General features: G+C 71.5%; 17 protein-coding genes. All 17 read left to right on the top strand.

What is annotated here, in order from left to right; translation table 11 throughout:
• Positions 1–398: 398 nt before the first annotated feature.
• The 17 genes from CP984_RS05730 to CP984_RS05650 all read left to right on the top strand — a co-directional run bounded on the left by CP984_RS05730 (position 399) and on the right by CP984_RS05650 (position 20,921).
• On the top strand, positions 399–2,192 hold the full coding sequence (locus CP984_RS05730; protein WP_030179328.1) for a DUF5941 domain-containing protein: 1,794 nt from the start codon (positions 399–401) through the stop codon (positions 2,190–2,192).
• Complete coding sequence (locus tag CP984_RS05725; RefSeq protein WP_003981485.1) at positions 2,189–2,926, top strand: phosphocholine cytidylyltransferase family protein; 738 nt, start codon at positions 2,189–2,191, stop codon at positions 2,924–2,926. Before CP984_RS05730 ends, CP984_RS05725 begins: the two co-directional genes overlap by 4 nt.
• Positions 2,914–3,975, top strand: a complete 1,062-nt coding sequence (locus CP984_RS05720) for an iron-containing alcohol dehydrogenase family protein (RefSeq protein WP_003981486.1) — start codon at positions 2,914–2,916, stop codon at positions 3,973–3,975. The genes CP984_RS05725 and CP984_RS05720 overlap by 13 nt, the downstream gene beginning before the upstream one ends.
• Positions 3,953–4,732 (top strand): CDP-alcohol phosphatidyltransferase family protein, encoded by a 780-nt coding sequence (locus CP984_RS05715; protein WP_078575411.1) that lies wholly within the window; start codon positions 3,953–3,955, stop codon positions 4,730–4,732. Before CP984_RS05720 ends, CP984_RS05715 begins: the two co-directional genes overlap by 23 nt.
• A gap of 14 nt (positions 4,733–4,746) precedes the next feature.
• Positions 4,747–5,619: a glycosyltransferase family 2 protein gene (locus CP984_RS05710; protein ID WP_003981488.1), complete on the top strand. Its 873-nt coding sequence runs from the start codon at positions 4,747–4,749 to the stop codon at positions 5,617–5,619.
• Between the two features lie 79 nt (positions 5,620–5,698).
• Positions 5,699–6,628 carry an ABC transporter permease gene (locus tag CP984_RS05705; protein WP_003981489.1) on the top strand — a complete coding sequence of 310 codons (930 nt, stop codon included), beginning with the start codon at positions 5,699–5,701 and terminating at the stop codon, positions 6,626–6,628.
• On the top strand, positions 6,621–7,418 hold the full coding sequence (locus tag CP984_RS05700) for an ABC transporter ATP-binding protein (protein WP_003981490.1): 798 nt from the start codon (positions 6,621–6,623) through the stop codon (positions 7,416–7,418). Before CP984_RS05705 ends, CP984_RS05700 begins: the two co-directional genes overlap by 8 nt.
• Before the next feature lie 425 nt (positions 7,419–7,843).
• A complete protein-coding gene (gene hpnC, locus CP984_RS05695; protein WP_003981491.1) occupies positions 7,844–8,788 on the top strand; it encodes a squalene synthase HpnC in 945 nt (314 codons plus the stop codon).
• A complete protein-coding gene (gene hpnD, locus CP984_RS05690; protein WP_078586811.1) occupies positions 8,785–9,762 on the top strand; it encodes a presqualene diphosphate synthase HpnD in 978 nt (325 codons plus the stop codon). Before hpnC ends, hpnD begins: the two co-directional genes overlap by 4 nt.
• A gap of 133 nt (positions 9,763–9,895) precedes the next feature.
• On the top strand, positions 9,896–11,377 hold the full coding sequence (hpnE, locus tag CP984_RS05685) for a hydroxysqualene dehydroxylase HpnE (RefSeq protein ID WP_043976764.1): 1,482 nt from the start codon (positions 9,896–9,898) through the stop codon (positions 11,375–11,377).
• Positions 11,378–11,436: 59 nt separating this feature from the next.
• The gene (locus tag CP984_RS05680) at positions 11,437–12,501 is read left to right on the top strand and encodes a polyprenyl synthetase family protein (protein ID WP_003981494.1); all 1,065 of its coding nucleotides are present in this window, start codon (positions 11,437–11,439) and stop codon (positions 12,499–12,501) included.
• Positions 12,502–12,624: 123 nt separating this feature from the next.
• Positions 12,625–14,640 (top strand): squalene--hopene cyclase, encoded by a 2,016-nt coding sequence (gene shc / locus CP984_RS05675; RefSeq protein ID WP_003981495.1) that lies wholly within the window; start codon positions 12,625–12,627, stop codon positions 14,638–14,640.
• Entirely contained in the window at positions 14,640–15,329 is a 690-nt protein-coding gene (locus CP984_RS05670) for a phosphorylase family protein (RefSeq protein ID WP_003981496.1), read from the top strand. Before shc ends, CP984_RS05670 begins: the two co-directional genes overlap by 1 nt.
• Positions 15,330–15,334: 5 nt before the next feature.
• Positions 15,335–16,357 carry an adenosyl-hopene transferase HpnH gene (gene hpnH, locus CP984_RS05665; RefSeq protein ID WP_003981497.1) on the top strand — a complete coding sequence of 341 codons (1,023 nt, stop codon included), beginning with the start codon at positions 15,335–15,337 and terminating at the stop codon, positions 16,355–16,357.
• A gap of 61 nt (positions 16,358–16,418) precedes the next feature.
• On the top strand, positions 16,419–17,555 hold the full coding sequence (gene ispG / locus CP984_RS05660) for a flavodoxin-dependent (E)-4-hydroxy-3-methylbut-2-enyl-diphosphate synthase (protein ID WP_030179345.1): 1,137 nt from the start codon (positions 16,419–16,421) through the stop codon (positions 17,553–17,555).
• A 58-nt stretch (positions 17,556–17,613) separates the two neighbouring features.
• Positions 17,614–19,491 carry a 1-deoxy-D-xylulose-5-phosphate synthase gene (dxs, locus tag CP984_RS05655; RefSeq protein ID WP_003981499.1) on the top strand — a complete coding sequence of 626 codons (1,878 nt, stop codon included), beginning with the start codon at positions 17,614–17,616 and terminating at the stop codon, positions 19,489–19,491.
• Positions 19,492–19,538: 47 nt separating this feature from the next.
• Positions 19,539–20,921, top strand: coding sequence for an aspartate aminotransferase family protein (locus tag CP984_RS05650; RefSeq protein ID WP_003981500.1), 1,383 nt, complete (start codon positions 19,539–19,541; stop codon positions 20,919–20,921).
• The last annotated feature ends 8 nt before the right edge of the window (positions 20,922–20,929 follow it).

Genomic DNA, 20,929 nt, shown 5'->3' with positions numbered 1-20,929 from the left:
CCGACGTCGAAACCCGCCCCACCCCGCCCCGCCACACCGCACGCCTCGCCCGACCCCACCCCGTAACCGCCCCTCCCCGTGACCCACCCCACCCACCCGGCATTCCGCCCAAGCATGGCCAGATGTGTCATAACCGGCACGATGTCCGGGGCTCGTGCGGGCGTCAGTTGTTCACGGGCGCTTCGATCCACCATGATGATCGCGGCAGGCGCAGCCGGCGGTCACTCGATCGTGCGGTGAATGCGCGGTGAACGGCCGCATCCGGCGATCCGATAGCCTCTGCCGACGTGCCCACCCACCCCCTCGGGGCCAGGTGTGCCACGCCCGCTGCCCGGGTAGCCCGTATCGAATGCGGACCGACCGGCGCGGCCTCGCCAGCTTCCAAGGAGTGAGTTCGTCTGTCGACCGCCATCCTCACCGGTCCGCCGGTCGCCGGGTCGCCGCTCGAAGCCGCCCTGCGCTCGCTGGGTTTCCACGTCCGTACGGCGGACGGCGCCGCGGCCGTGGCCGACGCGCTCGCCGAGGTCCCGGCCGATGAGCGCGTCGCCGTCGTCGACCCGCGTTTCGTCGGGCATCTGCACAGCCTCCGGCTGGCGCTGACCGACCCGCGCTTCCCGGCCGCCGCCGTGCCGGGCGCCGTCACGGCGCAGCCAGAGGCGCGCGCCGCGCTCAAGCGCGCCGCCACCGCGGTTCCCGCGGGCCCCGGCACCCGCTACCGCGTGGACGTCCTCGCCGACGCCCTCGCCGAGGGCATGGCGGCCGAGGACGCCGCGCCGCAGAGCGTCGAGCTGGGCAGCCTGGTCGCGACCGTGCCGCTGACGCCCGCCGAGCGCGCCGCCGCCGAGGAGGCCGTCGCCGCCGTCGACGACGAGGCCGTACGGCTGCGTACCGCCGTCAAGGCCCGCGACGGGTTCTTCACCACCTTCTTCATCAGCCCGTACTCCCGCTACCTGGCCCGCTGGTGCGCGCGCCGCGGCCTGACGCCCAACCAGGTCACCACCGCGTCGCTGCTCACCGCGCTGATCGCGGCGGGCTGCGCGGCCACCGGCAGCCGCGGCGGCTTCATCGCCGCGGGGCTGCTCCTGATCTTCTCCTTCGTCCTGGACTGCACCGACGGGCAGCTCGCCCGCTACTCGCTGCAGTACTCGACGATGGGCGCCTGGCTCGATGCGACCTTCGACCGCGCGAAGGAGTACGCGTACTACGCGGGCCTGGCGCTCGGCGCGGCGCGCGGTGGCGACGACGTGTGGGCGCTGGCCCTGGGGGCGATGGTGCTCCAGACCTGCCGGCATGTCGTCGACTTCTCCTTCAACGAGGCGAACCACGACGCCACCGGCAACACCAGCCCCACCGCGGCCCTGTCCGACCGGCTCGACAGCGTCGGCTGGACGGTCTGGGTGCGCCGGATGATCGTGCTGCCCATCGGCGAGCGCTGGGCCATGATCGCCGTACTGACCGCCTGCACCACCCCGCGCATCGTCTTCTACGCGCTGCTCGTCGGCTGCGCCCTGGCCGCCTGCTACACCACGGCGGGCCGGGTACTGCGCTCGCTCACGCGGCGCGCCCGCCGTACCGACCGGGCGGCGGCCGCACTCGCCGACCTGGCGGACTCCGGGCCGCTCGCCGAACTGTTCGCCCGCGGCGGCCGCGGCGGTGCCTACACCGCCCCCGTCATGGCTTTCCTGGGCACGGCCTGCCTCCTGACCTGGGTGATCTTCCAGGAAGAGCCCATGACGTGGACGGCCGTGGTGATCGCGGTCATTTACGCCCTGTTCTCCGGCCAGGCCGTCGCCCGCCCCCTGAAGGGCCCCCTCGACTGGCTCGTCCCCCCGCTGTTCCGTGCGGGCGAGTACGTCGCCATCCTGGTCGTGGCGGCCCGTTCCGGCGTCGACCAGGCGCTGCCCGCGGCGTTCGGGCTGGTCGCGGCGGTCGCCTACCATCACTACGACACCGTCTACCGCATCCGCGTGGGCGCCGGAGCCCCGCCGCGCTGGCTGGTGCGGGCCGCCGGCGGGCACGAGGGGCGCACGCTGGTCGTTGTCCTCCTCGCGGCCCTGCTGCACTCCACAGGTTTCACAATCGCGCTGACGGCCCTGGCAGTGGTCCTGGCGCTGCTGGTGCTCGCCGAGAGCATCCGTTTCTGGGTGTCCTCCGGAGCACCCGCCGTACACGATGAAGGAGAACCCGCATGATCGGCCTCGTGCTGGCCGCCGGCGCCGGACGGCGTCTGCGTCCCTACACCGACACCCTGCCCAAGGCGCTGGTGCCGGTCGATGGTGACACCACCATCCTGGACCTGACGCTCGGCAACTTCGCCGAGATCGGCCTGACCGAGGTCGCGATCATCGTCGGCTACCGCAAGGAGGCCGTGTACGAGCGCAAGGCCGCGCTGGAGGAGAAGTACGGCCTCAAGCTCACCCTCATCGACAACGACAAGGCCGAGGAGTGGAACAACGCCTACTCCCTGTGGTGCGGCCGGGACGCGATCAAGCACGACGTGATCCTCGCCAACGGTGACACCGTGCACCCGGTCTCCGTCGAGAAGACCCTGCTCGCCGCCCGTGGCAACGGCCAGAAGATCATCCTCGCGCTGGACACGGTCAAGAACCTGGCCGACGAGGAGATGAAGGTCGTCGTGGACCCCGACAAGGGCGTCCAGAAGATCACCAAGCTGATGGACCCGGCCGAGGCCACCGGCGAGTACATCGGCGTCACCCTCATCGAGGGCTCGGCCGCCGAGGAACTGGCGGACGCGCTGAAGGCCACCTTCGAGCGCGACCCCGACCTGTACTACGAGGACGGCTACCAGGAGCTGGTCAACCGCGGCTTCCAGGTGGACGTGGCGCCGATCGGCGAGGTCGCGTGGGTCGAGATCGACAACCACGACGACCTCGCGAAGGGCCGTGAGATCGCATGCCGGTACTGACCCGCCTGATTCCGTCCCCGGTCGTCGTCGACATCAGCGCCGGCGCACTGGACGACCTGGCGGGCCTGCTGGCCGACCAGCGCATCTCCGCGTCCGGGAAGCTCGCCGTCGCCATCAGCGGCGGCTCCGGCGCCCGGCTGCGCGAGCGGCTGTGCCCGATGCTGCCCGGCGCCGACTGGTACGAGGTCGGCGGCGGCACGCTGGACGAGGCGATCAAGCTCGGCGACGCCATGAAGAAGGGCCGCTACGACGCGGTCGTGGGCCTGGGCGGCGGCAAGATCATCGACTGTGCGAAGTACGCGGCGGCCCGGATCGGCCTGCCGCTGGTCGCCGTCGCGACGAACCTGTCGCACGACGGCCTGTGCTCGCCGGTGGCCACCCTCGACAACGACGCGGGCCGCGGCTCGTACGGCGTGCCCAACCCGATCGCCGTGGTGATCGACCTCGACGTCATCCGGGAGGCCCCGGTCCGCTTCGTACGGTCCGGGATCGGCGACGCCATCTCCAACATCTCCGCGGTCGCCGACTGGGAACTGTCGCACCGCGAGACCGGCGAGGACATCGACGGGCTGGCCGCCGCCATGGCACGCCAGGCCGGCGAGGCCGTGCTGCGCCACCCCGGCGGCGTCGGCGACGACGGCTTCCTCCAGGTGCTGGCCGAGGGCCTGGTCCTGACCGGCATCTCCATGTCGGTGGCCGGCGACAGCCGCCCGGCCTCCGGCGCCTGCCACGAGATCAACCACGCCTTCGACCTCCTGTACCCGAAGCGGGCGGCGAGCCACGGCGAGCAGTGCGGCCTCGGCGCCGCCTTCGCCACGCACCTGCGCGGGGACAAGGAGACCTGCGGGCTGATGATCGAGGTGCTCAGGCGGCACGGCCTGCCGGTGACGCCCGGCGAGATCGGCTTCAGCGACGAGGAGTTCGTCCGGGCCGTCGAGTACGCGCCGCAGACCCGCCCGGGCCGCTACACGATCCTCGAACACCTCGACCTGTCCACCGACCAGATCAGGGACGCCTACGCCGACTATGCACAAGCCGTCAGTAGCTGAACTCCGCCCGGTCGTGCACCCCGCGGGTGTCAAGGACCGGCGCAGCGGTGAGCACTGGGCCGGTCGCCTGTACATGCGGGAGATCTCGCTGCGCTGCGACCGGTACCTGGTGAACACCAGGATCACGCCGAACCAGCTCACCTATGTGATGACCCTCTGCGGCGTCCTCGCCGCCCCGGCCCTGCTGGTGCCGGGCGTCTGGGGGGCCGTGCTCGGGGTGGTGATGGTCCAGCTCTACCTGCTGCTCGACTGTGTCGACGGCGAGGTGGCCCGCTGGAAGAAGCAGTTCTCGCTCGGCGGGGTCTACCTGGACCGGGTAGGCGCCTACCTCACCGACGCCGCCGTACTGGTCGGCTTCGGCCTGCGCGCCGCCGACCTGTGGGGCTCCGGGCGGATCGACTGGCTGTGGGCCTTCCTCGGCACCCTCGCCGCCCTCGGCGCGATCCTGATCAAGGCGGAGACCGACCTGGTCGGCGTGGCCCGCCACCAGGGCGGACTGCCGCCGGTCAAGGAAGCCGCGTCCGAGCCGCGCTCGTCCGGCATGGCGCTGGCCCGCAAGGCGGCCGCGGCGCTGAAGTTCCACCGGCTGATCCTCGGCATCGAGGCGTCGCTGGTGATCCTGCTCCTGGCGGTCGTGGACGCGGTACGGGGCGACCTGTTCTTCTCGCGGCTCGGTGTCGCGGTGATGGCCGGTATCGCGCTCCTGCAGACCGTGCTGCACCTGGTGTCCATCCTCGCCTCCAGCAGGCTCAAGTGACGGGGGCGCGAGAGATGAAGGTCGGCGCTGTCGTCCTGACCATGGGCAACCGCCCCGACGAGCTGCGCGCGCTGCTCGACTCGGTCGCCAAGCAGCACGGCGAGCACATCGAGGTCGTGGTCGTCGGCAACGGCTCGCCGCTGCCGCCGCTGCCCGACGGCGTACGGACCGTGGAGCTGCCGGAGAACGTCGGCATCCCGGCCGGGCGCAACGTCGGCATCGAGGCGTTCGGACCGGGCGGCAGCGAGGTGGACGTGCTGCTGTTCCTGGACGACGACGGGCTGCTGGAGCGGGCGGACACGGCCGAGCTGTGCCGCGAGGCGTTCGCCCGCGACAAGAAGCTGGGCATCATCAGCTTCCGTATCGCGGACCCGGACACGGGGGAGACCCAGCGCCGGCACGTGCCGCGGCTGCGGGCCTCCGACCCGATGCGGTCCTCCCGCGTCACCACCTTCCTCGGCGGCGCGAACGCGGTCCGCACGAAGGTCTTCGAGGAGGTCGGCGGGCTGCCCGACGACTTCTTCTACGCCCATGAGGAGACCGACCTGGCGTGGCGGGCCCTGGACGCGGGCTGGATGATCGACTACCGGTCGGACATGGTGCTGCTGCACCCCACCCACGCCCCCAGCCGGCACGCGGTCTACCACCGCATGGTGGCCCGCAACCGGGTCTGGCTGGCCCGCCGCAATCTCCCGGCCCCGCTGGTTCCGGTCTATCTCGGTGTCTGGTTCCTGCTCACCCTGGCCCGGCGGCCCTCGCGGCCCGCCCTGCGTGCCTGGCTGGGCGGCTTCAAGGAGGGCTGGGCCACGTCCTGTGGTCCCAGGCGTCCCATGAAGTGGCGTACCGTGTGGCGCCTGACCCGGCTGGGCCGCCCTCCCGTCATCTGACAAGCTCGTATCTGAGAGCATCAGGCGCGAACCCGGGGCACGGCCCCGGCAGCGCACCTTGAGGACGAAAGTGTCAACAGTGAGCGAGACTACGCACGACAGTGCGGTCGCCATGAGTGCCCCGCCAACATCCGACGACGGGCTGTCCCGCGCCGAGCTGGCCCGCAAGTACGGGCTGACGCAGAGCGGCGCCCGGCCCAGCCTGCCGGAGTACGTACGGCAGCTGTGGGACCGGCGGCACTTCATCTCCGCCTTCGCCAGCGCGAAGCTGACCGCGCAGTACAGCCAGGCGAAGCTGGGCCAGGTGTGGCAGGTGGTGACGCCCCTGCTGAACGCGCTCGTCTACTACCTCATCTTCGGCCTGCTGATCGGCACCAGCCGCGGGGTCGAGGACTATGTGCCCTTCCTGGTCACCGGCGTCTTCATCTTCACCTTCACGCAGAGCTCGGTGATGGCCGGCACCCGCGCGATCTCCGGGAACCTGGGCCTGGTGCGCGCCCTGCACTTCCCGCGCGCCTGCCTGCCCATCTCGTTCTGCCTGATGCAGCTCCAGCAGCTGCTGTTCTCGATGGGCGTGCTGGTCCTCATCCTGCTGGGCTACGGGCAGGTGCCCACCTGGTCCTGGCTGCTGGCGATCCCGGCACTGGTGCTGCAGTTCGTCTTCAACACCGGGCTCGCGATGGTCATGGCCCGCCTGGGCAGCAAGACCCCCGACCTGGCGCAGCTGATGCCCTTCATCATGCGGACGTGGATGTACGCGTCCGGCGTGATGTTCAGCATCGACCAGATCCTCAAGGAGAAGGCGGTCCCGGCCTTCGTGCACGTCCTGCTGGACTGCAACCCGGCCGTGATCTTCATCGACCTGATGCGGTTCGCGCTGATCGACAGCTTCACCTCCGACAAGCTGCCGCCGCACGTGTGGCCGCTGGCCGTCGGCTGGGCGCTGGTGATGGGCGTCGCCGGCTTCGTGTACTTCTGGAAGGCTGAGGAGCGCTACGGCCGTGGCTGAGCAAGAGGGCGCCGCGCAGACGGCGGACACCACCCGCGTTCCCACCGTGATCGCGGACGACCTGCACATCGTGTACCGGGTGTACGGCACCGGAGCGGGCAAGGGCAGCGCCACCGCGGCCCTGAACCGCATCATCCGCCGCAAGCCGTCCAGCGGGGTGCGCGAGGTGCACGCGGTCAAGGGCGTCAGCTTCACCGCGTACCGCGGCGAGTCGATCGGGCTGATCGGCTCGAACGGCTCGGGCAAGTCGACGCTGCTCAAGGCCGTCGCCGGACTGCTGCCCGCGGAGCGCGGCAAGGTCTACTCGCACGGCCAGCCGTCGCTGCTGGGCGTGAACGCGGCCCTGATGAACGACCTGACCGGCGAGAAGAACGTCATCCTCGGCGGCCTGGCGATGGGCATGTCCCGCGAGCAGGTGCACGAGCGCTACCAGAGCATCGTCGACTTCTCCGGCATCAACGAGAAGGGCGACTTCATCTCGCTGCCGATGCGCACGTACTCCTCCGGCATGGGGGCGCGGCTGCGCTTCTCCATCGCGGCGGCCAAGGACCACGACGTGCTCATGATCGACGAGGCGCTGGCGACGGGTGACCGGGCGTTCCAGAAGCGCTCCGAGGCCCGCATCCGCGAGCTGCGCAAGGAGGCCGGCACGGTCTTCCTGGTCAGTCACAACAACAAGTCGATCAGGGACACCTGCGACCGGGTGCTGTGGCTGGAGAAGGGCGAGCTGATGATGGACGGACCGACCGACGAGGTGATCAAGGCGTACGAGAAGGAGACGGGCAAGTAGCCCGCAGCGCGCCGCACGGCCCCCGCGAGTCCGGCTCGCGGGGGCCGTTGATCGTTGCCGGGACGGAGGCGGAAGGTTGTCCGCAGGTCCAAAGATCGTTAACAGATGGTCAACTGGGCCGGAAACGGGAACAGTTCGGGCCGGTTGGATGTTGACCGGATCGTTGCTTCGCGGTTCGGTACCCCCTCGGACGCCGGAGAGATGTACGGCGTAAGCTGTACGGGTACTGAACAGCACAAGTGGCACAAGTCGGGCAATGCGTACCCGCCCTGGAGACCGGGGGTTCGATCGGGTGGGTCGCGGCATGCGGCGTGTCCGAAATGGGATGCTTTGGCTTTGCGGTGTAGAACGGGAGGCGTGACGGCAATGGCTACTGGAACTCTCCGGCCCCGAAGCGCGCCGGGCAGCCTCCGGTGAGCCGAGGGATGGCACGGGCACGCGACGTCCTCGTCCGGCAGCGGGTGCCGGACGGCGCCCGCGACGACGACGCGCAGTCGCGCACCGTCCTGGACCAGGCCGCGCACGAGAACTTCCCGGTGGCGCCGTTCTTCCTGCCCCGCGCCTGGCGGCAGGATCTGATGGCCGTCTACGGCTTCGCCCGCCTCGTGGACGACATCGGCGACGGCGACCTGGCGCCCGGCGGCGGCGACGCCCGGCGCCTGGGCCTGGACCCGGCGCAGAGCGGAGACACCCTGGCCCTGCTCGACGCGCTGGAGGCGGACCTCCACCGCGTCTTCAGCGACCGGGCCCCCGGCCCGCTGCACCCCCTGATGCGCCGCCTGGGCCCCACCGTGCGCCGCTGCGGCCTGACCCCCGAGCCCTTCCTCGGCCTGATCGAGGCCAACCGGCAGGACCAGCGGGTCGGCCGCTATCCGGCGTACGGCGACCTGCTCGCCTACTGCGAGCTGTCCGCCAACCCCGTCGGCCGGCTCGTCCTGGGCATCACCGGCACCGCCAGCCCCGAGCGCATCCGGGCCTCGGACGCCGTGTGCACCGGCCTGCAGATCGTCGAGCACCTCCAGGACGTCGCCGAGGACCTGCGCCGGGACCGCGTCTACCTGCCGGGCGAGGACATGAAGCGCTTCGGCGTCACCGAGCGGGACCTCGCCGCGCCGACAGGGGGCGCACCGGTGCGCGCGCTCATCGCGTACGAGGCGGAACGCGCCCGCGCGCTGCTGAATGAAGGCACCCCGCTGGTGGGTAGCGTCCACGGCAGGCTCAAGCTGCTGCTCGCCGGTTTCGTCGGCGGCGGACGCGCCGCACTCCGGGCGGTCGCGGCCGCCGACCACGACGTGCTCCCTGGACCGCCCAAGCCGACCAAGCTCAGCCTGCTGCGCGAGGTGCGGGCGACATTGCGAAGAAAGGGGTGAGTCGGACCGTGGAGGACATCGCACACGCGTCCGCGCCGGTGCTCGCTGCGTACCGTTACTGCGAGGCCGTGACCGGGCAGCAGGCACGTAACTTCGCCTACGGCATCCGGCTGTTGCCGACCGACAAGCGGCAGGCCATGTCGGCGCTCTACGCCTTCTCGCGCCGGGTCGACGACATCGGCGACGGCCCGCTGGCGAACGACGCCAAGGAGCGGCGGCTGGAGGACACCCGCGCCCTGCTCGCCCGTATCCAGGACGGCGCGGTCGACGAGGACGACACCGACCCGGTGGCGGTGGCGCTGGCCGACGCGTCCCGGCGCTTCCCCATCCCGCTCGGCGGACTGGACGAGCTGATCGACGGCGTCCTGATGGACGTACGCGGCGAGACCTACGAGACTTGGGACGACCTGAAGGTCTACTGCCGCTGTGTGGCGGGCGCGATCGGCCGCCTCTCGCTGGGGGTGTTCGGCACGGTCCCCGGCGCACCGGACACCGCACGCGCCGCCGAATACGCCGATACGCTCGGGCTGGCCCTCCAACTGACCAATATCCTGAGAGACGTTCGCGAGGACGCGGGAAACGGCCGTACGTACCTGCCTTCCGACGACCTCGCCAAGTTCGGCTGCTCGGTGGGCTTCCACAGTCCGGTCCCGCCGCCCGGCGCCGACTTCACCGGACTGGTCCACTTCGAAGTACGGCGCGCCCGCGCCCTGTTCGACCAGGGATTCAGGCTGCTGCCCATGCTCGACCGGCGCAGCGGAGCCTGTGTGGCCGCCATGGCGGGGATCTACCACCGGCTGCTCGCGCGGATCGCCGCCGATCCGGAGGCGGTGCTGCGCGGCCGGGTCTCGCTGCCCGGCCGGGAGAAGGCGTTCGTGGCCGTGCGCGGGCTCTCGGGTTTCGACGCACGGGCGATCGGCCGCCGGCAGGCGGCGCGGGCGGCGGGCCGGCCGCCCGCGAGGAGGCGCGGATGACGGGGCGGGAGCCGGACGGGGCCGACGAGCCCAGCTCAGGGCCACGGCGGCGGTCCAAGCGGCGGGCAACCCTCCGCCGGGCCGCTGCGTCCCTGACGACAGTAATCAGGGAGGGCGAATGACATCGCAACGGATGCGGCCCGACCGGCACGATGCACATGAGGCAGGCCGTCCCGATGGGGCGGCTGCGGTGGTCATTGGGGGCGGTCTCGCCGGTATCACGGCAGCGCTGGCGCTGGCCGACGCGGGGCTGCGCGTCACCCTCGTCGAGGGCCGGCCCCGGCTCGGCGGCCTGGTCTTCTCCTTCCGCCGCGAGTCCGCGGTGGGCGAGCTGACCGTCGACAACGGCCAGCACGTCTACCTGCGCTGCTGCACGGCGTACGGCTGGTTCCTCGACCGGGTCGGCGCCCGGGACCTGGTGCCCCTCCAGGACCGGATGGACGTCCCGGTGCTGGACGCCGACGGCCTGCGGCTGGGGCGGCTGCGGCGTACCGCCCTGCCCGTACCGCTGCACCTGGCCAGGAGCCTGGCGACCTACCCGCACCTCTCGCTCGCCGAGCGGGCGAACGTCGGCCGCGCGGCACTGGCCCTGAAGAAGCTCGACCCCGAGGACCCGCGGCTGGACGGCGTGGACTTCGCCTCCTGGCTGCGCCGGCACGGCCAGTCGCCGCGCGCCGTCGAGGCGCTGTGGGACCTGGTCGGCGTCGCGACGCTGAACGCACGGGCCGGCGACGCCTCGCTCGGCCTGGCCGCCAAGGTCTTCAAGACCGGCCTGCTGTCCGACAACGGCGCCGCCGACATCGGCTGGGCCCGGGTGCCGCTCGGCGAGGTGCACGACGCGCTCGCCCGCGAGGCCCTGGAGAAGGCGGGCGTCCGCGTCGAGCTGCGCACCCGCGCGAGCGGCCTGGACCGTACCGAGGACGGGTCCTGGCGGGTGACGGTCGACAACGGCCCGCACGGCCGTGAGCAGCTGGCCGCCGACACGGTCGTACTGGCCCTGCCGCAGCGCGAGACGCACGCCCTGCTGCCCGCCGGCAGCCTCGACGGGCAGGACCGGCTGCTGGACATCGGCACGGCGCCGATCCTGAACCTGCATGTCGTCTACGACCGGCCGGTGCTCAAGCTGGGGGCGCCCCCCGGACCGTCAGGTCCGTTGAGGGGGACGTTCTTCGCGGCGCTGGGATCGCCTGTGCAGTGGGTCTTCGACCGTACGGAAGCCTCCGGGCTCGCCGCCCTGCCCGGCGGCGCCGGCAGCCAGTACCTGGCCGTCTCGCAGTCCGCCGCGCAGGACGACATCGACCGGCCGGTGGCCGAACTGCGCGAGCGCTATCTGCCGGAGCTGGCACGCCTGTTGCCCGCCGCGCGCGGGGCCGGCGTCCGCGACTTCTTCGTCACCCGCGAACGCACCGCGACGTTCGCGCCCACCCCGGGCGTCGGCCGGCTGCGCCCCGCCGCCCGCACACAGAACCCCGGCCTGTACCTGGCCGGTGCGTGGACCGCCACCGGGTGGCCCGCGACCATGGAAAGCGCTGTTCGCAGCGGCCTCGGCGCCGTTCGCGAGGCACTCACCGAACTCGGCTTCCCCCAGGGCCAGTTGCCCCAGGAGGTGGCATGACCACGAGCACGAGTACGAGCGCTCGCACGAGCACGAGCACCGGAAACAGAGGAGAAACCGTGCATCCGGCTTCCCCAGCTATCGACACCGAGAGCGTCACCGCGCTGCTGGAGCGCGGGCGGCGGCTCGCCACTCCCGTGCTGCGTGCCGCCGTGGACCGCCTCGCGTCTCCCATGGACACCGTCGCCGCGTACCACTTCGGCTGGATCGACGCCGCCGGACGCCCCTCGGACGGCGACGGCGGCAAGGCCGTGCGCCCCGCGCTCGCGCTGCTGTCCGCGCAGGCCGCCGGACAGCCGCCGGAGGTCGGCGTGCCCGGCGCGGTCGCCGTGGAACTGGTCCACAACTTCTCGCTGCTGCACGACGACCTGATGGACGGCGACGAGCAGCGCCGCCACCGCGACACGGTGTGGAAGGTGCACGGCCCGGCCCAGGCCATCCTCGTCGGCGACGCGCTGTTTGCCCTCGCCAACGAGATCCTGCTGGAGCTCGGCACGGTCGAGGCCGGCCGCGCCACCCGCCGCCTCACCGTCGCCACCCGCAAGCTCATCGACGGCCAGGCCCAGGACATCTCCTACGAGCACCGCGAGCGGGTCACCGTTCAGGAGTGCCTGGAGATGGAGGGCAACAAGACCGGCGCGCTGCTCGCCTGCGCCGTCTCCATCGGCGCCGTCCTCGGCGGCGCCGACGACCGCACCGCCGACACCCTGGAGCGCTACGGCTACCACCTCGGTCTCGCCTTCCAGGCCGTCGACGACCTGCTCGGCATCTGGGGCGACCCGGAGGCCACCGGCAAGCAGACCTGGAGCGACCTGCGGCAGCGCAAGAAGTCGCTGCCCGTCGTCGCCGCCCTGGCCGCCGACAACCCGGCCGCCGAACGCCTCGCCGGCATCCTCGCGGCCGACGCGAAGAAGAGCGAGGACGAGATCGCCGACTTCACCGAGGAGGAGTTCGCCTCGCGCGCGGCCCTCATCGAGGAGGCCGGCGGCCGCGAGTGGACCTCCCAGGAGGCCCGCCGCCAGCACGCCACCGCCATCGCCGCACTGGACGAGGTGGACATGCCCGCACCGGTCCGCGCGCAGCTCGTCGCGCTCGCGGACTTCGTCGTCGTACGAGAGAGATGATCCCTATCGAGCCGAACTAGATCGCAGTCGCCGGGCGGCGCTGCTCCCCGCGGCAGGGGAGCGGGCGCCGGCCGACGGAATCCCTGAGCACGCTTCACAGAGTTCACTGCAGAAGGGGAAGCCATGACAGCGACGACCGACGGAAGCACCGGGGCCCTGCCGCCCCGGGCCCCTTCGGCCGGCGACGCCACCGCCGAGACCACCGAGAACGACCCGGCCGCCCCCACGAGCACGGCGGCCGCCGCCCGCCGCGCCACGGCCCGCGCCACCGACTACCTGCTGTCCGTCCAGGACGCGGCGGGCTGGTGGAAGGGCGATCTGGAAACCAACGTCACCATGGACGCCGAGGACCTGCTGCTCAGACAGTTCCTGGGAATCGGCGACCCGCGCACCACCGAGGCCGCCGCCCGGCACATCCGCGGCGAGCAGCGCGACGACGGCACCTGGGCCACCTTTTACGGCGGGCCGGGCGAGCTGTCCGCCACCATCGAGGCGTACGTCGCCCTGCGGCTGGCCGGCGACGAGCCGGACGCCGCCCACATGGCCAGGGCCGCCGCCTGGATCCGCGAGCACGGCGGCGTCGCCGCCGCCCGGGTCTTCACCCGTATCTGGCTGGCCCTGTTCGGCTGGTGGAAGTGGGAGGACCTGCCCGAACTGCCGCCCGAGCTGATCTGGTTCCCGAAGTGGTTCCCGCTCAACATCTACGACTTCGCGTGCTGGGCGCGGCAGACGATCGTGGCACTGACGATCGTCTGTTCCGTGCGCCCGGTGCGCCCCGCGCCGTTCGCCCTGGACGAGCTGCACGCCGACCCGGCCCGCCCGAACCCGCCGCGGCCGCTCGCCCCGCCGACCACCTGGGACGGCGTCTTCCAGCGGCTGGACAAGGGCCTGCACCTGTACCGGAAGGTGGCCGTCCGCAAGCTGCGCCGCTCCGCCCTGCGGGCCGCGGCGAGCTGGATCGTCGAACGCCAGGAGAACGACGGCTGCTGGGGCGGCATCCAGCCGCCGGCCGTCTACTCGATCATGGCGCTGCACCTGCTCGGGTACGACCTGGGGCACCCCGTGCTGCGGCAGGGCCTGGAGTCGCTGGACCGTTTCGCCGTATGGCGCGAGGACGCGGACGGCGCCCCCGTCCGCATGATCGAGGCATGTCAGTCCCCGGTGTGGGACACCTGCCTGGCCGCCATCGCGCTCGCCGACGCCGGACTGCCCGCCGACCACCCGCAACTGGTCAAGGCGGCCGACTGGATGCTCGCCGAGCAGATCCGCCGGCCCGGCGACTGGAGCGTACGCAGGCCGCGACTGCCCTCCGGGGGCTGGGCGTTCGAGTTCGAGAACGACAACTACCCGGACATCGACGACACCGCCGAGGTCGTCCTCGCGCTGCGCCGCATCCAGCATCCCGACCCGGAGCGCGTCGACGCCGCCGTACAGCGCGCCGTGCGCTGGAACCTGGGCATGCAGTCCAAGAACGGGGCCTGGGGCGCCTTCGACGCCGACAACACCAGCCCGTTCCCCAACCGGCTGCCGTTCTGCGACTTCGGCGAGGTCATCGACCCGCCGTCGGCCGATGTGACCGCCCATGTGGTGGAGATGGCCGCCGACCTCGGCATGACGCACGACGCGCGGGTCCGCCGCGGCATCCGCTGGCTGCTCGCCGAACAGGAGCCGGACGGCTCGTGGTTCGGGCGCTGGGGCACCAACTACATCTACGGCACCGGCTCCGTCCTCCCGGCCCTGGCCGCCGCGGGCATCCCGGCCTCGCACCCCGCGGTGCGCCGCGCCGTGCGCTGGCTGGAGCGCGTACAGAACGAGGACGGCGGCTGGGGCGAGGACCAGCGCTCGTACCACGACAAGGCGTGGGCGGGCCGCGGCGAGTCGACCGCCTCGCAGACCGCGTGGGCGCTGATGGCGCTGCTCGCGGCGGGCGAGCGGGAGAGCGCGGCGGTCGCGCGCGGGGTGCGCTGGCTGGCCGGGACACAGCGCGACGACGGGTCCTGGGACGAGCCGTACTTCACCGGCACGGGCTTCCCCTGGGACTTCTCGATCAACTACCACCTGTACCGGCAGGTCTTCCCGCTGACGGCCCTCGGCCGTTACGTCAACGGCGGACCGGCCGGCGCGTCCCAGGGGGCCTGATGCCCGTCTCGCGCAGCGCGAAGGCCGCCCGGGAGGGCCTGCGGGCCGGGTCCGACGGGCCGCCGCCGCTGCTGCTCGCCTGCGCGCTCGGCATCGAGCGGTTCGCGCTGCGCGGCGGCGACCACGGCGGCGCGCCCGCGCCCGTGGTCACGCTCCGTACGGGCATGGGGCCGCGCGCGGCGACGGACGCCGTCCGGCACGTGCTGGGCGACGGCCCCGCCACCGCGCGGGTCCCGGTCGTCGCCACCGGCTTCTGCGCCGGCCTGGTCCCCGGCATGCGGCCGGGGGACGTGGTCGTCGCCGACGCGGCACGGGGCCATCTGCCGGACGGGCCGGACGTGCCCTGCTCCGGCAACGGTCCGCTGCTGCGCGCCCTGGAGGAACGCGGTATGACCGTGCACACCGGCCTGCTGCGCGGCTCCGACCACGTGGTACGCGGCGCCGAGCGGGCCGGGCTGCGCGCCGCGGGCGCCGTCGCGGTGGACATGGAATCCGCCGCGACGCTGGCGGCCGCGACACGGGACGGCGGACGTCCGGTTGCGGCCGTACGGGTGATCGTGGACGCTCCAGAACATGAACTTGTCCGAATCAGCACTTTGCGCGGTGGAATGTCAGCCTTCCGTGTGCTGCGCTCCATCCTCCCTGTCTTCTTCGAATGGCACCGTTCTTTGCTGCTCCCCAGGAGGTGAGCCAGATGGCCATGCCGCTCCGTCAGTCCATCCGGGTCGGTACGTATCTCTTTGAACAGAAACTGCGCAAGCGGGAGAAGTTCCCGCTGATCGTGGAGCTGGAGCCGCTCTTCGCGTGCAACCTCAAGTGCGAGGGCTGCGGCAAGATCCAGCATCCGGCCGGTGTGCTCAAACAGCGCATGCCGGTCGCCCAGGCGGTCGGCGCGGTCCTGGAGTCCGGCGCGCCGATGGTCTCCATCGCGGGCGGCGAGCCCCTGATGCACCCGCAGATCGACGAAATCGTGCGCCAGTTGGTGGCCAAGCGGAAGTACGTCTTCCTGTGCACCAACGCCGTGCTGCTGCGCAAGAAGATGGACAAGTTCACGCCCTCGCCGTACTTCGCCTTCGCGGTGCACATCGACGGCATGCGCGAGCGGCACGACGAGTCGGTGGCCAAGGAAGGCGTCTTCGACGAGGCGGTCGAGGCGATCAAGGAGGCCAAGCGGCGCGGCTTCCGGGTCACCACCAACTCCACCTTCTTCAACACCGACACCCCGCAGACCATCATCGAGGTGCTCAACTTCCTCAACGACGACCTCAAGGTCGACGAGATGATGCTCTCGCCCGCCTACGCGTACGAGAAGGCCCCCGACCAGGAGCACTTCCTCGGCGTCGAGCAGACCAGGGAACTGTTCAAGAAGGCGTTCGCCGGCGGCAACCGGCGCCGCTGGCGGCTCAACCACAGCCCGCTGTTCCTGGACTTCCTGGAGGGCAAGGCGGACTTCCCCTGCACGGCCTGGGCGATCCCCAACTACTCGCTCTTCGGCTGGCAGCGCCCCTGCTATCTGATGAGCGACGGCTACGTCCCGACGTACCGGCAGCTGATCGAGGAGACCGACTGGGACAAGTACGGCCGCGGCAAGGACCCGCGCTGCGCCAACTGCATGGCGCACTGCGGCTACGAGCCCACCGCCGTCCTCGCCACCATGGGCTCCCTGAAGGAGTCCCTGCGCGCCGCCCGCGAAACCGTCGCGGCGAACCGCGGGTGACGTGATGGGTACCGGTGAACCTCCCGGGGGCGGTCCTTCCGCCGCCGGTGTCGCACTGGGCATGCCGGAGATACCGGCCCGGCCGCTGGCCGAGCGGCGCGTCTCGCGCCGCATCCAGGTCGGGCCGGTGCCGGTGGGCGGCGGCGCGCCGATATCGGTGCAGTCGATGACCACGACCAACACGGCCGACATCGGCGCGACGCTCCAGCAGATCGCCGAGCTGACGGCCTCCGGCTGCCAGATCGTCCGCGTCGCCTGCCCCTCGCAGGACGACGCGGACGCGCTGCCGGTCATCGCGAAGAAGTCGCAGATCCCGGTGATCGCGGACATCCACTTCCAGCCGAAGTACGTGTTCGCCGCGATCGACGCGGGGTGTGCGGCCGTCCGGGTCAACCCCGGCAACATCCGGCAGTTCGACGACCGGGTGAAGGAGATCGCCAAGGCGGCCTCCGACGCCGGGGTGCCGATACGTATCGGCGTCAACGCGGGCTCGCTGGACAAGCGGCTGCTGCGGAAGTACGGCAAGGCCACGCCGGAGGCGCTGGTGGAGTCGGCTTTGTGGGAGTGCTCGCTGTTCGAGGAGCACGGTTTCCGGGACATCAAGATCTCGGTCAAGCACAACGACCCGGTCGTGATGATCAATGCGTACCGGCAGCTGGCCGCGCAGTGCGACTACCCGCTGCACCTGGGGGTGACCGAGGCCGGTCCGGCCTTCCAGGGCACGATCAAGTCGGCCGTGGCCTTCGGCGCGCTGCTGTCCGAGGGCATCGGCGACACCATCCGCGTCTCGCTCTCCGCCCCGCCGGTGGAGGAGATCAAGGTCGGTATCTCCATTCTGGAGTCGCTGAACCTGCGGCAGCGCCGTCTGGAGATCGTCTCCTGTCCGTCGTGCGGACGGGCGCAGGTGGATGTGTACAAGCTCGCCGACGAGGTCACGGCGGGCCTGGAGGGCATGGAGGTGCCGCTGCGCGTCGCGGTCATGGGCTGTGTCGTCAACGGGCCCGGCGAGGCCCGGGAGGCCGATCTCGGTGTCGCGTCCGGCAACGGCAAGGGCCAGATCTTCGTGAAGGGCGAGGTCATCAAGACCGTGCCGGAGTCGAAGATCGTGGAGACGCTCATCGACGAGGCCATGAAGATCGCGGCGGGCATGGAGTCCGAGGGAGTGGTGCCCGGCACCCCTGACGTCGTCGTCGGCTGAACCGTACCGGCTGAACCCGTAGAGCCGTACCGGCTGTACCCGTAGAGGGGGACGAAGCATGTCGATGCTGGAACAGATCCGCGAGCCGCGCGACCTCAAGGCGCTTCCCGGGGAGGCCCTCGGCGCACTCGCCGAGGAGATCAGGCAGTTCCTCGTGCACGCGGTGGCACGGACCGGCGGCCACCTGGGCCCCAACCTGGGCGTGGTGGAACTGACCATGGCCCTGCACCGGGTCTTCGACTCGCCGGCCGACCGCATCCTGTGGGACACCGGCCACCAGTCGTACGTACACAAACTGCTGACGGGGCGTCAGGACTTCTCCAAGCTGCGCGGCAAGGGCGGACTGTCCGGCTACCCCTCCCGCGAGGAGTCCGAGCACGACGTCATCGAGAACTCCCACGCCTCGACCGTGCTCGGCTGGGCCGACGGCCTCGCCAAGGCCAACCAGGTACGCGGCCGCAGCGACCACGTCGTTGCGGTCATCGGGGACGGCGCGCTGACCGGCGGCATGGCGTGGGAAGCGCTCAACAACATCGCCGCCGCCAAGGACCGCCCCCTCATCATCGTCGTCAACGACAACGAGCGCTCCTACGCCCCCACCATCGGCGGTCTCGCCAACCACCTCGCCACCCTGCGCACCACCGACGGCTACGAACGCTTCCTCGCCTGGGGCAAGGAGGTCGTACAGCGCACCCCCGTCGTGGGCCGCCCGCTGTACGAGTCGCTGCACGGCGCCAAGAAGGGGTTCAAGGACGCCTTCGCCCCGCAGGGCATGTTCGAGGACCTGGGCCTGAAGTACGTCGGCCCCATAGACGGCCACGACATCGCCGCCGTCGAGTCCGCGCTGCGCCGCGCCGCCCGCTTCAGCGGGCCCGTACTGGTCCACTGCCTCACCGAGAAGGGCCGCGGCTACCGCCCCGCGCTGGAGGACGAGGCCGACCGGTTCCACACGGTCGGCGCCATGGACCCGCTGACCTGCACGCCCGTCGCACCCCCCGGCCCGCCGTCGTGGACCTCCGTCTTCGGCGACGAGATGGTGAAGATCGGCGCGGAGCGCCCCGACGTGGTCGCGATCACCGCGGCGATGCTCCAGCCCGTCGGCCTCGCGAAGTTCGCGGCGGCCTACCCCGACCGTACGTGGGACGTGGGCATCGCCGAGCAGCACGCGGCGGTCTCCGCGGCCGGCCTGGCCACCGGCGGCCTCCACCCCGTCGTGGCCGTGTACGCCACCTTCCTCAACCGGGCCTTCGACCAGGTCCTGATGGACGTGGCGCTGCACAAGTGCGGCGTCACCTTCGTCCTCGACCGGGCGGGGGTGACCGGCACCGACGGCCCGAGCCACAACGGCATGTGGGACCTGTCCGTCCTCGGCGTCGTCCCGGGCCTGCGGATCGCCGCACCCCGCGACGCCGACCAGCTGCGCGCCGAGCTGCGCGAGGCCGTCGACGTGGACGACGCGCCCACCGTCCTGCGCTTCCCCAAGGAGTCGGTGGGCGCGCCGGTCCCGGCGCTGGAGCGGACCGGCGGCGTGGACATCCTGGCCCGGGGCGAGCGGGCGGACGTCCTGCTGGTCTCCGTGGGCGTGATGGCCCCGGTCTGCCTGGGGGCCGCGGAACTGCTCGCCGAGCGCGGCATCGGCGTCACGGTCGTCGACCCGCGCTGGGTCAAGCCCGTCGATCCCGCGCTCGTCCGGCTGGCCGCCGGCCACACCTCGGTGGCGGTCGTGGAGGACAACAGCCGCAGCGGGGGAGTGGGCGCCGCGGTCGGCCAGGCGCTGCGCGACGCGGGCGTGGACGTACCGCTGCGCACCTTCGGCATCCCCGAACAGTTCCTGGCGCACGCCAAGCGCGGCGAGGTGCTGGCCGACATCGGACTCACCCCCGCCGAGATCGCCGGGCGGATCGGCGCCTTCCTGGCCCGCAAACAGAACGACTAGCGCCTTCCTCGCCCGTAAGCAGAACGACTCGTGACGGAGAACGGCCCGTGACCGGATTCGACCTGACCAAGCTGCTCGCCGAACGCGGCGCCGAGCGCTACGACCTGCACGCCAAGTACATCAACCACCAGCTGCCGCGGATGCTGCACACGATCGGCTTCGACAAGGTCTACGAGCGGGCCGAGGGCGCGTACTTCTGGGACGCCGACGGCCAGGACTACCTCGACATGCTCGCCGGCTTCGGCGTCATGGGCCTCGGCCGCCACCACCCGGTCGTACGCCAGGCCCTGCACGACGTCCTCGACGCCCGGCTCGCCGACCTCACCCGCTTCGACTGCCAGCCCCTGCCCGGCCTGCTGGCCGAGAAACTGCTCACCCACACCCCGCACCTGGACCGCGTCTTCTTCGGCAACAGCGGTACGGAAGCCGTCGAGACCGCCCTGAAGTTCGCCCGCTACGCCACCGGCAGACCACGCGTCCTGTACTGCGCCCACGCCTTCCACGGCCTGACCACCGGGTCCCTCTCGGTCAACGGCGAGAACGGCTTCCGCGACGGCTTCGCGCCGCTCCTGCCGGACACCGCCGTGGAACTGGGCGACCTGGCGGCCCTGGAACACGAGCTGCGCCGCGGCGACGTGGCGGCGCTCATCGTCGAGCCCATCCAGGGCAAGGGCGTCCACCCCACGCCGCCCGGCTATCTGCGCGCCGCCCAGGAACTGCTGCACCGCCACAAGGCACTGCTCATCGCCGACGAGGTGCAGACCGGTCTCGGGCGTACCGGCGACTTCTTCGCCTACCAGCACGAGGACGGCGTCGAGCCGGACCTGGTGTGCGTGGCAAAGGCCCTTTCCGGCGGCTACGTCCCGGTCGGCGCCACCCTGGGCAAGGACTGGATCTTCAAGAAGGTCTACTCCTCCATGGACCGCGTCCTGGTCCACTCCGCCAGCTTCGGCTCCAACGCCCAGGCGATGGCCGCGGGCCTGGCGGTCCTCGCCGTCATGGAGGACGAGGAGATCGTCGCCAACGCCCGCCACACCGGCGACCTGCTCCGCACCCGCCTGGCCGCGCTCACCGACCGCTACGAACTCCTCCACGACGTCCGCGGCCGCGGCCTGATGATCGGCATCGAATTCGGCCGCCCCCGCTCCCTGAAACTCCGCGGCCACTGGACCATGCTCCAAGCGGCCCGCAAGGGCCTTTTCGCGCAAATGGTCGTCGTCCCCCTCCTCCAGCGCCACCGCATCCTCACCCAGGTCTCCGGCGATCACCTGGAGGTCATCAAACTGATTCCGCCCCTGACGATCGGGGAGAAGGAGGTGGACCGCTTCGTGAACGCGTTCACGGAGGTGATGGATGACGCGCACCGGGGCGGGGGACTGATGTGGGATTTCGGGAGGACGTTGGTGAAGCAGGCTTTGCAAGGGGGGTGAGCCGGGGG

It is taken from the genome of Streptomyces rimosus (genome assembly GCF_008704655.1).
Taxonomy (GTDB): domain Bacteria; phylum Actinomycetota; class Actinomycetes; order Streptomycetales; family Streptomycetaceae; genus Streptomyces; species Streptomyces rimosus.
Note: the sequence above shows the minus strand (reverse complement) of the source record. Positions and strands in the feature narration are given on the sequence as shown.

Bases quoted from the DNA above. Each gene is read 5' to 3' on its own strand.
- CP984_RS05725 (WP_003981485.1), top strand. From the start codon at position 2,189: ATGATCGGCCTCGTGCTGGCCGCCGGCGCCGGACGGCGTCTGCGTCCC.
- hpnC (WP_003981491.1), top strand. From the start codon at position 7,844: ATGGCACGGGCACGCGACGTCCTCGTCCGGCAGCGGGTGCCGGACGGC.
- shc (WP_003981495.1), top strand. From the start codon at position 12,625: ATGACAGCGACGACCGACGGAAGCACCGGGGCCCTGCCGCCCCGGGCC.
- CP984_RS05720 (WP_003981486.1), top strand. From the start codon at position 2,914: ATGCCGGTACTGACCCGCCTGATTCCGTCCCCGGTCGTCGTCGACATC.
- hpnH (WP_003981497.1), top strand. From the start codon at position 15,335: ATGGCCATGCCGCTCCGTCAGTCCATCCGGGTCGGTACGTATCTCTTT.
- CP984_RS05670 (WP_003981496.1), top strand. From the start codon at position 14,640: ATGCCCGTCTCGCGCAGCGCGAAGGCCGCCCGGGAGGGCCTGCGGGCC.
- dxs (WP_003981499.1), top strand. From the start codon at position 17,614: ATGTCGATGCTGGAACAGATCCGCGAGCCGCGCGACCTCAAGGCGCTT.
- hpnE (WP_043976764.1), top strand. From the start codon at position 9,896: ATGCGGCCCGACCGGCACGATGCACATGAGGCAGGCCGTCCCGATGGG.
- ispG (WP_030179345.1), top strand. From the start codon at position 16,419: ATGCCGGAGATACCGGCCCGGCCGCTGGCCGAGCGGCGCGTCTCGCGC.
- CP984_RS05710 (WP_003981488.1), top strand. From the start codon at position 4,747: ATGAAGGTCGGCGCTGTCGTCCTGACCATGGGCAACCGCCCCGACGAG.
- CP984_RS05715 (WP_078575411.1), top strand. From the start codon at position 3,953: ATGCACAAGCCGTCAGTAGCTGAACTCCGCCCGGTCGTGCACCCCGCG.